A 13,809-nucleotide genomic window follows, 5' to 3' on the forward strand; every position below is an offset into this window, starting at 1 on the left:
GGCAACACCGGTGGCAAGGCGTTCGGCTCGGGTACTGGTGGCGCCGGTGGTGCCGGCGGCAATGCCGGACACAGCGGCAACGGTGCTGATGGTGGTGACGGCACTGGCACCGGCAACGGTGGCAACGGTGGCGCTGCGGGCGGCACCAACGCCCTCGGTGGCGGCCAGGGCGGTACGGGTGGTGACTCGGTCGCCGGTGACGGTGGTGCCGGTGGTGCCGGCGGCAACGGCGGCGACGCGGGTGCGGTGGCCGGAAACGGTGGCGACGCGACCGGTACCGGCAACGGCGGCAACGGCGGCTGGGGCGGCCTGGGCGGCTGGGGCGGTCCTGGCGGTGCCGGTGGTAATGCGTTGGGCGCCAACGGAAATGGTGGCGCCGGTGGGGTCGGCGGTAACGGCGGCAACACCACCGCGGTCGGCGGTAACGGCGGCGACGGCGGCTTGAGCGGCAATGGCGGCAACGGCGGCACCGGCGGCTGGGGCGGCGTTGGCCGCGAAGGCGGCGCCGGTGGCAACGCGGCCGGTTCCGGCACCGGCGGCAAGGGCGGCGCCGGGGGTAATGGCGGGGCCAACAGCGCCGCCGGGAACGGCGGGGCCGGCGGCGACGCACTGCCAGGTCAAGCCGCCGGCAACGGCGGCAACGGCGGCAACGGCTCCGGCGGCACCATGACCTTCGCCCCGCCCTACCAGTACGGGCAGGGCGGCGACGGCGGCGCGGGCGGAACCTCGGCGTCGGGTACCGGCGGTGCCGGCGGTGCGGGCGGTCAGGCCACGAGCGGTAGCGCCGGTGGGTTGGCCGGTGCGGGCGGTCAGGGCAACGGCGGCAGCAGCGACGGCGGTAACGGCGGTACCGGCGGCAAGGGCGGTACCGGCGCCCACGGTGGCAACGGCGGCAACGGTGGTGCCTCGACGACCGGTACCGCGGGCGGCAACGGCAACGGCGGCGCGGGCGGTAACGGCGGCAGCGCCGGCCTGCCCGGTGATGGCGGCGACGGCGGCCACGGCGATGCCACGCACATCGACGGCGGCAACGGCGGCAACGGCGGCAACGTGGGTGCCACCGGCACCGGTGGCGCCGGCGGCAATGCCGGAACCGGCGGAGCCGCGGGCACCGGCAGCACGGGTCAGGGCGGAACCGACGGCGCTACGCCGGGCGGCCCGGCCGGCAACGGCGGTGATGGCGGCGACGGCTACACCCAGCCCGGAGCCGGCAACGGCGGTGGCAAGGGCGGCGCCGGTGGTAACGGCGGCGACTTGGGCAACGGCGGCAATGGCGGCAACGGAGGTGATGGTTCGCCCGGCGCATGACGGGCACGAAGGTGAACTAACTTCCGCTGGTGGAGCGGCTGGCCTTGTCGTATCTCCCCAGGTTGATTGGTCACGAGTCGTTGGCACACAGGTAAACATCAGCGTTGGCTGAGGATTCCGCGTGTCGCGCACGGCACCCCGGCTAGACCCGTTTGACATCGGAGGATGTCATGGCATTTGTCAGATTGAGTCTGTGAAACCGGGCGGATTTCGGGTGTTGACTCGGGGGTTCTAACCCATTAACTTAAGGGCCGCGTTAGAATATCCATTCGTTCACTGTGGTGGACCGCTGTAGAGACTTGAGGCAAGCACATGGCAGGAAAGCGTCAGGGCGCGGGGCAGGCTGGGGCCGGTCGGCGCCACGGGGGGCGGCGTCGTCAGGTACTCGGTGCGGGTTCGGCCGCGGCGGCATTCCTGGCGTTCGGAATCACGCCGTTGACGCCGGCGCCGTCGGCACAGGCCGACGGCGAGCTGGACTGGCTGCTTGACCTGTTCAGCCCGGCGGCCTGGCCGAGCGCTGACGCGGATGTCTCGGGTGGATTCGACTGGGCGATGTCCGCCGACTCCAACCCGCTGGACCTGACCGCACTGGTGGACCAGTGGTTCTACACCCCGCTGCATGACGGCCTGGTCGACTGGATCGACAGCCCGCTGGGCATCGAGGTCAACGACTTCATCAACGAGACGTTCGGGTTCGGCTCGATCATTATCGGCAATGGGGCGATCGGTGTTGCCGGTGTCGATGGTGGCAATGGTGGTGACGGCGGCTGGTTGTTCGGTGATGGTGGCGCGGGTGTCGCCGGCGGCGACGGTGGTGCGGCCGGCCTGTTCGGCAACGGTGGGGCCGGTGGTGCCGGTCTGGCGGGTCTGGCCGGCGGCGACGGCGGCGACGGCGGCTCCTGGATGGGTGTCGGTGGCGACGGCGGCCTCGGTGGTGCCGATGGTGGTGCCGGCGGCAATGGTGGCGATGGCGCGGGCTGGTTGTTCGGCTCCGGTGGTAACGGCGGTGCCGGTGGTATCGGCGCGGCCGGGCTGGTCGGTGCTGCGGGTGCGGCCGGCAGCTGGCTGAACGCCGGTACCGGCGCCGGTGCGGTGGCCGGTAACGGTGTCGTTGGTGGCAATGGCGGCAATGGTGGTGCCGGCGGCAAGTCTTCGGGTCTTTTCGGCGACGGCGGCAATGGTGGTGCAGGCGGTGTCGGTGGCGCCGGCGGCAACGGCGGCCAGGGCGGCGACGGCGCCCAAGGTGATTGGGACATCGCTGCCAGCAACGGCGTCGGCGGCAACGCTGGTGCCGGCGGTGACGGCGCCAACGGTGGTCAGGGTGGCCAAGGCGGTCTGGCCGGCGCCGGCAGCAGCATGGGTTCTGCGGGCACCAACGGCCTGGGTGGCGTGGGCGGCGACGGCGGCGACGCCGGTATCGCCGGCAACGGCGGTGCCGGGGCTGCGGGCACAATCGCGCACCCCAACGCCGGTGACGGTGGCGAAGGTGCGGCTCCGGGCAGCGTCGGACACGGCGGTGCGGGTGGCCTGAACGGCGGCTCGACCACCGAGCATGCGGCCAGCGGCGCCGACGGGCAGAAGGCCGACCACGGTGGCAACGGTGGTGCCGGTGGCGACGGCTTTGACGTAGCTGCCTACAACGCCGCGCACGCCAATGACGTGGGCTTCAAGGCGCTCACCATCGCCGGCGGCAACGCCGGCAACGGTGGTGCGGCCACGGTGTTCAGCGTCGGTGACGGTGGCGCCGGTGGCAACGGCGGCGACGGTGGCGCCGGCGGTAAAGGTGGCGACAGTGGTGCCCTGGGGGAGAACCTCCATGCCGGTAAGGGCGGCGCCGGTGGCAACGGCGGCAACGGCGGTAAGGGCGGCACTGGCGGTGGTGCCGGTGGCCAGGGCGGTCAGGGCGGCAGCGGCGGTAAGGGCGGCGACGGCGGGGCCGGCGGCACTGCGCTGAACTCGAATTCCGGCTACGGCGGGGCCGGCGGAACCGGCGGCAAGGGCGGCTTGGGCGGGGCCGGCGGCGCCGGTTACACCGGCCAGACCGGTGTGCAAGGCGTCAACGACGGCGCCGGTGAGGACGGCGGCAACGGCGGTGCGGGCGGCGCCGGCGGTGCGGGTGGTAACGGTGGTGCCGCCGGCTTCGGCGCCACCAGCTACGGCAACAACGGCAACGGTGGCAACGGCGGCACGGGCGGCAACGCCGGGGCCGGTGGTAACGGTGGCACGGGCGCCGACGGTGACGCCACTTACAAGGACGGTGGCGCGGGCGGTCAGGGCGGCAACGTCGGCACCGCCGGTAGTGGTGGTGCGGGCGGCGCTGCCGGTACCGGTGGCAGTGGCGGCAATGGCGGCACCGATGGTGCCGGGGGCAGCTCTGTGACCAGCGGCGGTAACGGCGGTAACGGTGGTAACGGCTATGACGCGGCCAGTGACACCGGCGCGGCGGCCGGCACCTCCGGCGGCAATGGCGGCCAGGGCGGTAACGGCGGTGACTACGGCAACGGCGGCCAGGGCGGCAATGGCGGTAACGGTGTGGCCGGCGATAACGGGGCCGCCGCAACCTCCGCGGCCGAGAACGGCGGCAACGGCGGCAATGGCGGCTCTGGTGGCAAGGGTGGTGCCGGCGGTAACGGCGGATCGATGGCCGGCAATGCCGGCTCCGGCGGTAACGGTGGCAGCGGCGCCAAGGGCGGCAACGCCGGGGCCGGTGCCGCCGGCCTGAACGGTTTGGAATCCGGCAACGCCAGCTATGACGGCACCGCGGGCAGCAGCGCGGGTACCGCGGGCACCGGTGGCGATGGCGGCGACGGTGGCGCGGCCGGCACGGCGACCAACGGCAACGCCGGTACGCAGGGCACCGGTGGTAACGCCGGTAGCGGTGGCGACGGCGCCACGGGCGGCGACGGCGGCGCGGGTGCCGCCGGCGTCTCGGGTCACGCCGACGGCGGTAGCGGCGGTAACGGTGGTGACTCCAGCCAGGGCGGTGCCGCGGGCACGGCCGGTACCGGCTCTGTCAACGGCAACACCGGTTCCGACGGCGCGGGTGTTGACGGCCCGGCCGGTAACGGTGGTGCCGGTGGTAAGGGCTTCACCGACAGTGCGGCCGGCACCTCCGGTGGCAAGGGTGGCGCCGGTGGTGACGGCGGCAACCTCGGTAACGGTGGCCAGGGTGGTGACGGTGGTGACGGTGTGGCGGGCACCAGCGGCTCCGGGACCGACGCCAACGGCAACGGCAACTCCGGCACCGATGGCGGTAACGGTGGTGTCGGCGGCAAGGGCGGCAACGCCGGTACCGGCCTGTCGACCCTGACCGGCGGTGCCGGTGGTAAGGGTGGCTCGGGCGCCGATGGTGGTAACGCGGTCGCGGGCAACGCCGGTGCGCTCGGTGTTGCGGGCACCAATGACGGCAAGGGCGGTGACGGTGGCAACGCTGGCACGGCCGGTACTGGCGGCAATGGCGGCAATGGCGGCGTGGGCGGCACCAACGGTGACGGCACGACGTCGGCCTTGGCCGGTGTTGGCGGCAACGCGGGCAGCGGTGGTGACGGCGCCGCGGGCGGTGACGGTGGCGCGGGTGCTCAGGGCAACGCGCTGTACATCAACGGTGGCGACGGCGGTAAGGGTGGTAACTCCAGCCAGGGCGGCAACGCGGGTACGGCCGGCACCGGCTCCACGAACGGCAACACTGGCAGCGACGGCGCGGGTGTGACCGGCCCGGCCGGTAACGGTGGCGCAGGCGGTGACGGCTTCACCGACTCCGCGGCGGGCGCGTCCGGCGGCGACGGTGGCGCCGGTGGTGACGGCGGCAACCTGGGCAATGGCGGCAAGGGCGGTGACGGCGGCGACGGTGTCGCGGGCACCAGCGGTGTCGGCACCGACGCGAACGGCAACGGCAACTCCGGCACGGCCGGTGGTTCGGGTGGTGTCGGCGGTAAGGGCGGCAACGCCGGTATCGGTTCAGCTTCGCTGGCCGGTGGCGTCGGCGGCGATGGTGGCTCGGGCGCCAAGGGCGGCGACGCCGTGGCGGGCTTGACCGGTGCGGACGGCTCGTTCACCACCGGTGACGGCAACGGTGGTGCCGGCGGCAACGCAGGTACGGCCGGCGCGGGCGGTAACGGCGGCAATGCCGGCGCCGGTGGCACCAACGGTGACGGCAGCACGTCGGCGCTGGCCGGTACTGGCGGCAACGCCGGCTCCGGTGGCAATGGCGCCGCGGGCGGCAATGGTGGTGCGGGTGCCGACGGCGACGGGTCGCACCTTGACGGCGGTAACGGCGGCCAGGGTGGTGACTCCAGCCAGGGCGGTACCGCCGGTAACGCCGGTACCGGATCCAGCAACGGCACGGCCGGGAATGCCGGCACCGGTGTGACCGGCCCGGTCGGTAACGGTGGCAAGGGTGGTGCCGGCTTCAACAACGCAGCCGGTATCGGTGGCGCCGGCGGTAAGGGCGGCGACGGCGGCAACCTCGGCAACGGTGGGGACGGCGGTCAGGGTGGCTCCGGCGGCAACGGCTCCGACGGTAACGCGGGCTCCGTGGGAAGCATCGACGGCACCAACGGCACTGTGGGCTTCGACGGCGGTAAGGGTGGTGCCGGTGGTGCGGGCGGCTCGACCTCCGGCAACGGCGGCGCCGGCGGCGCCGGTGGTACCGGCGGCAAGGGCGGCAGCGGCGGTAACGGTCTGGAAGGCACCGACGGTGTGAACGCCGGCGACTCCGGTACTAACGGCGGGTCCGGCGGCAGCGGTATGAACGGTGGCGCCGGTGGTGCCGGCGGCAATGGTGGTGCCGCCACCAACGGGAACGTCGGCGTCAACGGCAACGGTGGCGCGGGTGGTGCGGGCGGCAACGCCGGCACCGCGGGCGACGGCGGCGACGGCGCCAACGGTGACGCCACGACCACCACCGGTGGTAACGGTGGTGACGGCGGCAACGTCGGTACCGCCGGCACCGGTGGGGCAGGCGGTGCGCACGGCACCGGCGGCACCGGCGGGACCGACGGCAATGGTGGCGGCAACGGCACCGCGATCACCGGCCCGGCCGGTAACGGCGGCACCGGTGGCGACGGCTACGACGCGGCCAGCGACGACGCCGCCGACGGCGGCACCAGCGGCGGCAGCGGCGGTAACGGCGGCAGCGGCGGCGACGCCGGCAACGGTGGTAACGGTGGCGCCGGTGGTGACGGCAAGACCGGTGTCGGCGGTAACGGCGCGGCCGGCACTGCCGGCGACGTCAACCACCCGGACGGCGGCAACGGCGGCCAGGGCCTGGCCGGCGGCAACGGCGGCAAGGGCGGCAACGGCGGTAACGGCGGTTTGCTGGCCGTCAACACCGCCGGCAGCGGCGGCGAGGGCGGCGATGGTGGCGCGGGCGGCAACGGCGGCACCGGCGGCGCCGGCTATGACGCCAGCACCGGCACGGTGGCCGGCGCCAACGGCGGTGCCGGTGGCAATGGCGGTCAGGCAGGCTCCGGCGGTACCGGTGGTAGCGGCGGTAACGCCGGAACCGCGCAGAACGGCAGCGTCGTCGGCACCAACGGCAACGGCGGCAAGGGCGGCGACGCCGGATCCGCAGGCCAGGGCGGCAACGGCGGCAACGGCGCCGCCGGCGACGCCACCACTGTGAACGGCGGCAACGGCGGCAAGGGTGGCGACCCCGGCAGTATTGCCGGCAGCGGCGGCACCGGTGGCGCGGCCGGCACCACGGCCGGCGGCGGTGGCACCGTCGGCGGCAATGGCGCCACCGGAACCCCGGCCATCGGCCCGTCCGGCAACGGTGGTGACGGCGGCGCCGGCTACGACCCGTCCAACGACGCGAATGCGCTCGCGGGTGCTTCAGGCGGCGCTGGCGGCCAGGGTGGCGACGGCGGCGCGATCGGCAACGGCGGTAAGGGTGGCGACGGCGGTAGCGGCACGGCCGGCGACGCCGGTGTCACCGGCACGGTTGCGGGACAGTCCGGCACTGCCGGCCAGGATGGCGGCGCGGGCGGTGCCGGCGGCGCGGGCGGCAAGGGCGGCTCGACCTCCGGTAACGGCGGTAACGGCGGCAACGGCGGCTCCGGCGCCGGCGGCGGCGAGGGTGGCGGCGGCGCCAACGGCGCGGACGGTGCGGTGGCGTCCGGTGTCGCTGACCAGGCCAACAACGGCAGCAACGGCGGCGATGGTGCGGTCGGCGGCAAGGGCGGCAACGGCGGCAATGGCGGCGTCGGCGGCACGGCCACCAGCGGCACCGCAGGAACCACCGGGGCCGGCGGCAACGGCGGTAACGGCGGCGCCACCGGTACTGCCGGCAACGGCGGCAAGGGTGCCGCCGGTGACGCCACCAACCCCAACGGTGGCGACGGCGGCGACGGCGGCAACATCGCCGACACCCCGGCCGCGGGCGGCAACGCCGGCACCGGCTCGGGCACCGCGACATCCGGCAACGCCGGCACCCAACCCGCCGGCCCGGTCGGCAACGGCGGCAACGGCGGCGACGGCTGGACCAACACCGGAACATCGGGCACCGGCGGTGCCGGCGGCGCCGGCGGCGACGGCGGCAACCTCGGTAACGGTGGTGACGGCGGCAAGGGTGGCGACGGCCCGAACGGCCCCGGAGCCGACGGCTGATCCCACCTGCAGACGCTCGACGGGCCAACGCGGCCACCCCGGAAATGGGGTGGCCGCGTTGACCTTTTCTGCGAGAGCGTCTGCTCGGACGTCAACGGCGCGTCGATCTCATCCTGAGTGTCTCCGGATAGGCAATCACTTAGGGCTCGCTCCCATCACCCCGGTGTCTGTTTACCCATAAAAGCGCTGGTAAAACGAGCGTTGACCGGGGCTGTCCGGGATAATGCACTCGAGTTGCCGTCTTTGGAATTGGTGTTAACCTCGATATCTGTTGGGATTCAATGTGGGCCCACTATGGGCCACATAAGGGGGGTATGAGCGTGACTCGTCGTGGTCGAAGTGAGTTCAAGGGGCGTCGTGGCAACCGGGCGCTCGGTGCCGGGACCGCGGCGGGCGCGTTCCTGGCGTTCGGGATGGCGCCGTTGACGGCGGCACCGTGCGCGCGCGCCGACGTCGACGATTTCCTGGACCAAATGTTGGCTCAATCGGCAGCGTGGTTTGAGTCGCCGGATCTGCAGACCGCGACGCCGGATTGGTCCTGGATGGCCCCGGGTGCGGCCGAGGGCGGCATGGTTGATCCGCTGCAAGCCTTCGATGACTTCGTCGCCAACACCATCAACTTCCTGATCTATAGCCCGATCCACAGCATCGGAGAGACCCTGATCTCCAGTGGCCTGGTCATCGATGGCGTGTTCAGCAACGGGGCGGACGCCTACATCGATACCGACGGTGTGTTCCATGCCGCGACCAACGGCGGCTTCCTGTTCGGTGACGGTGGCGCGGGTCTTGACGGTTCGGCCGGTGGTGCCGCCGGCATGTTCGGTGACGGCGGTGCCGGTGGTGATGGCGCGTTCGGTGGCCCGTTGGGTACCAGCGGCGACGGTGGCGATGGTGGAGCCGGCGGCTGGCTGATGGGCAACGGCGGCAACGGTGGTGCGGGTGCGGCCGGTGTTGACGGTGTTGGTGCGGCCGGCGGGGTCGGCGGCAATGGTGGTGCCGGCGGCGATGCCGGATTCGTATTCGGCAATGCCGGAAATGGCGGCGCAGGTGGCGCCGGTGGTGCGGGTGCGATCGGCGCCGCAGGCGCCCTCGGTGCCGCCGGCCTGAGCTTCCCGGGCAACACCGCTGGCGAGCCCGGTGTGGCCGGCGGCAACGGCGGCAACGGCGGCAACGGGTTCAACGGTGGGGCCGGCGGTAACGGTGGGGCCGGCGGTCAGGCCGGGCTGTTCGGCATCTCTGGCAACGGCGGTGTCGGTGGTGTCGGGGGCAATGCCGGTGCCGGTGGTGCCGGTGGTGACGGTGCGGCCGGCGGCGACGGCGCGGACAACGCCGAGGGAGCCGGTGGCGTCGGCGGTGCTGGCGGTGCCGGCGGTGATAGCGGTAACGGCGGTGTCGGCGGTGTCGGAGGCAACGGCGGAGCCGGAGGCAAGGGCGGTTTCCTCGGTCTTCACACCGCGGGCAACGCCGGTGACGGCGGGGCCGGCGGCCTCGGCGGTGACGCGGGTGCGGCGGGCAACGGTGCCGACGGCGGGGCCGGTGGTAACAGTGCCGATGGTGTCGGGGCTACCGGTGGTGCCGGTGGCAAGGGCGGCGACCTGGGTATCGCCGGTGCCGGTGGTGCCGGTGGGCAGGGCGGGGTATCGAGCGGCATCTTCACCGGAACGCAGGGCAAGGCCGGTGCCACCGGCGAGGCGGGCGCGCTGCCGGCCGGGGCGTCGGGTAACGGCGGTACTGGTGGCGTCGGCGGTAGCGGTGGTGGCTTTGAGGAGGACGGCACGGCGTACGCCGGTGGCGTTGGTGGTGCCGGCGGCGCCGGCGGAGATCACGGCAACGGCGGTACCGGTGGCGACGGCGGTGTCGGCGGCGACGGCTCCGGGCAGGGCGGTGCGGGTGGTGTCGGCGGTGCGGCGACCGGTACACAGACCGCCGGTAATGGTGGTAACGGTGGCGCCGGCGGTGTGGGCGACGCCGAGGGCGGTGCACTGACCGGCGGACGCGGCGGCGACGGTGGCGTCGGCGGAACTTCCGAGGACGGCACCGCCGGCAACGGTGGCAACGGTGGGGTCGGCGGCCCGGGGGCACCCGTTGACCCCGACAACCCGCTCAACACCTTGACGACCGGTGGTTCCGGCGGTGCCGGCGGCGTCGGCGGTGCCAGCACCGGCGCCGGTAACGGCGGCGTCGGCGGTGTGGGCGGTGACGGCGGTAAGGGCAGCTTCACCGGCGGGCACGGCGGTGTCGGCGGCGTCGGCGGTGCGGCCAACACCGGCACCGCAGGTGCCGGTGGCAACGGTGGCAACGGTGCGGACGGTGGCGCCATCGGTGACGGTGCGGCCGGGGGGAACGGCGGCGCCGGCGGGGCAGGACAAACCGTGACCGGTAACACCGGAGGCCACGGCGGCGGCGGTGGCGGCGGTGGCGGCGGTGCCACCACCGGCGCCACCAACGGCGGCAGCATCACCGACAGCACCGCGACCGGCGGCGACGGCGGTAACGGTGGCGTGGGCAGTGCCGATGGCGACGGCGGCACCGGCGGCACCGGCGGCTCGGCCACGGTCAGCGCCGACGGGCAAGACAGCACCGTCACCAACAGCACCGCAACCGGCGGTAACGGCGGTAACGGCGGGGTCAACGGCGGGACCGGCGGCGCCGGCGGCGCCGGAACCGTCAGGGCCACCAACGGCGGCACCGTGACTGACGGGATTGCGACCGGTGGTGCCGGCAATGTCGGCAGCAACGCTGGTGTCGGCGGTGCCGGCGGGCAGGGTGGGGTCTTCGCCCTGATGTCCGGCAGCACGGCTACCGGTACCGGTCTCGGTGGGGCCGGTGGCACCGGTGACGGGGCCGGCAGCATCGGCGGCAACGGCGGCGAGGGTACGGTCCGGACCGGCTGGTACGGCCGCGGCAACGACAGCACCGCCAGCGGATATGCCCGCGGCGGTGCCGGTGGGGCGGCGACCACCGGCGGCGCGGGTGGAGCCGGCGGCGTCGGCAGCGTGCTCACCGGCGGGAACGGCTCGCAGGCCACGGGTAACGCCTACGGCGGTGTCGGTGGTGCGGGTGCCAATCACGGAACCGGCGGCGCCGGGTCGATCGGGCAGGTCGTCACGCTCGGCAACGGCAACGACAGCGAAGCCAGCGGCACCGCCACCGGCGGCAACGGCGGTACCGGGACGGGCCTCGGCGTCACCGGTGGTGACGGTGGCCGAGCCGGCATCAGCGTGGGGCTGTCGGGCGGCGGCGGTATCAACTCCACCGCGCAGGGCGCCGCGACCGGCGGCAACGGCGGCGCCGGGCAGAGCGGCGTCGACGGCGGCAACGGCGGCAACGCCTACGTGGTCACCAAGGGCGACAACAACGTCATCACCGACGGCACCGCCAAGGGCGGGAACGGCGCCACCGGTGCGGCCGGCGGCCTCGGCGACGTCCGGGCCAGCCAGACCGGCAGCACCATCTCCGGCGGCTCCGCCTACGGCGGAAACGGTGGCGCCGGTGGTGCGGGCAGCGACGCCAAACTGTTCGCCGGCACCGGCGGCACCATCACCGACAGCACCGCGACCGCCGGGGTTGGCTCCGACACCGCGATCGGCGGCGCGGCCACCATCACCGTCAACGGCACCGGCAGCTCGGTCACCGACTCCTCGGCCCGCGGTGGCAACGCCGGGGCGGGCGATGACGCTATTGGCGTGGGGGGTGCCGGCGGGGCCGGAGCCATCGCCGCCAGTAGCGGTGGCGCAGTTGCCGGCGGCCATGCCGTCGGTGGCGTAGGCGGCGCCGGTAGCAACGGGGGCGCGGGCGGTGCGGGCGGTGGCGGTACCGTCACCGCAACCGGCGGCACTGCCGGCGGCACCGCAACCGGCGGCAACGGTGGGAGTGGTACCGGCATCGGAAGCACCGGTGGTGCCGGTGCGTGGGCCGAGATCCAATCCGGCTATTCCGGCAGCACGCCTACCACCGGCGGTGATGCGAGCGGCAGTGCCACTGGCGGTGCTGGCGGCAGCGCCACCAACGGGGGCACCGGCGGCGCCGGGGGCGCCGCTCTGGTGTTGGCCTCCGGGCCTACCGGCGTGGCGAGCGCCTCGGCCACCGGCGGTACCGGTGGCGCCGCCAGCGCTGCGGGCGCTATCGGTGGTGCCGGTGGTTTCACCAACGTTGCCGCCCTGAACGGAAGTATCACCGGCAGCGTCGCGATCTCGGGTAACGGTGGCGACGCCCTTGGTGGTAACGGCGGTGACGGCGGGATGGGCTGGATTCAGGCCTACGACCCGGCCGCTGCCGCGGGTACCGCGATAACCGGTGGTACCTCGACCGGCGGCAATGGCGGTGACGGCGGGCTGGACGGCACCGGCGGTGCCACCGGCGGTGCCGGCGGCAACGGCGGCAACAGCACCTTCTGGCAGTCCGGCGGCCAAACCTCCACGGACGGAGTCAATTCCGGTGGCGACGGCGGTAATGGCGGCGATGGCAGCGCCCCCGGAGTCGACGGCACCGGCGACGGCGGCAGGGGAGGCGACGGCGGTATCGGCGGCAACACCGCGGGTATCACCGGCCAAGGCGGCGACGGTACCAACGGCGGCGACGGTGGCGTCACCGGTGCACCCGGAACTCCCGGTACCAACGGCGCTAACGACAACTGATCACGAGCGCCCGGCAGCGCCCAACGCTGGTCGTTCAGCAGTTCTAGCAGCAGGTGGTTGGTCGGCGCTGGCACGTCAAATATGAACGCGCGCAATGCTATTACCGCGCGGCGGAGGGTAGGTGCTGGTCGACTGTTGACCGTCTAGCGCCGGTGTGTCCGTGGTGCCGGCAATGAAGCACCGTCGGCGGCCGTGGGCGCGACGGCGACACGGGCGGTGATGGCTCGGCGCAGACGGCTGGGCCTCCGCGGCACTCTCGACCGGGCAACGCGGTGAGGTGGCGCGTTGGCGTTTCCTGAGAAATACGGCAGTGCTGCTTATTTCCTGTGAATAATATTTTTTGCGTTAACTTTTCTGTTAACCTTTTGACCGTTTTGCCTGGTCTTTAAGTTGCGACAACGTCAATAGCCGCCCATCAAACTTCCGGAAGCATAGACGAGGGTTGACCGCAAGAGAATCGTGATTAACCTAACTTCGCATCAGGGCGCATTATATCGCCGTTAATGAGGCCGTTAGGGGAAACGTGCCATGTCTCATCAGCGTTGGAGTGGATTCACAGGTCTAAAAGCTCGCAGTGGCGGCCGGGTCGTCGGCGCAGGTACCGCGGTCGGCGCATTCCTGGCGTTCGGAATGGCGCCGGCCGCGCACGCCGATTTCGACGACATGCTGATCGATCTGTTCGGTGACGGGCTGGGAACCGCCGTCGCCGACTTGGGCGCCAACTGGGATGACCCGGGCGCCTGGGCCGTGGTTTTCGACCCCAGTAGTTGGACGCCCTTCTTCGACGGTCTCGGTGAGCCGGGCGCCTGGGATGCGATCCTGGCTGATCTGCAGCTAAGCGGCATCGGCGCGGCCTCGCTCGATCTGCCGGGCGAGGCGGACGGTTCCTTCAACTGGGGTGACGTCAATTGGCTGATGCCGTTCGGTGACGGAACTGACGGCACGGCCGCCCACCCCGACGGTGGCGCCGGTGGGTGGATCTACGGCAGCGGCGGCGCGGGCTGGGACTCGGACGGTACGGGCGGCATTGACGACGGCGGCTCGGGCGGGCAGGGCGGCCTGTTCGGTGGTGACGGCGGGGATGGTGGCTCCGGCTATGACGGTGGTGCCGGTGGCGCCGGTGGTGCCGCCGGCCCCTTCGCCTGGTTCAGTCACGGTGGTGCTGGCGGCGCTGGCGGTACCGCGGTCACCGCGGGTGGCGATGGTGGTGCTGGCGGCGCTGGTGGTGACGCCTCTCAGTGGGGCCTGTTCAGCACGC

At 73.1% G+C, this 13,809-nt stretch carries 7 pseudogenes; 4 read left to right on the top strand and 3 right to left on the bottom strand.

Annotation, left to right across the window (positions count from 1 at the left end):
• The first annotated feature begins 2,058 nt into the window (after positions 1–2,058).
• Positions 2,059–2,538: pseudogene (locus NM962_08775) on the top strand (hypothetical protein).
• Positions 2,539–3,134: 596 nt separating this feature from the next.
• On the opposite strand, the pseudogene NM962_08780 reads toward NM962_08775, so the two are convergent.
• Positions 3,135–3,320: pseudogene (locus tag NM962_08780) on the bottom strand (hypothetical protein).
• Positions 3,321–6,402: 3,082 nt separating this feature from the next.
• Between NM962_08780 and NM962_08785 the strand changes: the two are divergent.
• Positions 6,403–6,681: pseudogene (locus NM962_08785) on the top strand (PE-PGRS family protein).
• A 1,553-nt stretch (positions 6,682–8,234) separates the two neighbouring features.
• Positions 8,235–9,233 (top strand): annotated as a pseudogene (locus tag NM962_08790) (hypothetical protein).
• A 635-nt stretch (positions 9,234–9,868) separates the two neighbouring features.
• Here the strand turns inward: NM962_08790 and NM962_08795 are convergent.
• Both NM962_08795 and NM962_08800 read right to left on the bottom strand, forming a co-directional pair.
• A pseudogene (locus tag NM962_08795) lies at positions 9,869–10,126 on the bottom strand (hypothetical protein).
• Positions 10,127–12,205: 2,079 nt separating this feature from the next.
• Positions 12,206–12,442: pseudogene (locus NM962_08800) on the bottom strand (hypothetical protein).
• A gap of 1,117 nt (positions 12,443–13,559) precedes the next feature.
• Here NM962_08800 and NM962_08805 point away from each other — a divergent pair.
• A pseudogene (locus NM962_08805) lies at positions 13,560–13,778 on the top strand (hypothetical protein).
• Positions 13,779–13,809 lie beyond the last annotated feature (31 nt).

The sequence above is a fragment of the Mycobacterium sp. SVM_VP21 genome (assembly GCA_024758765.1).
Taxonomy (GTDB): domain Bacteria; phylum Actinomycetota; class Actinomycetes; order Mycobacteriales; family Mycobacteriaceae; genus Mycobacterium; species Mycobacterium heraklionense_C.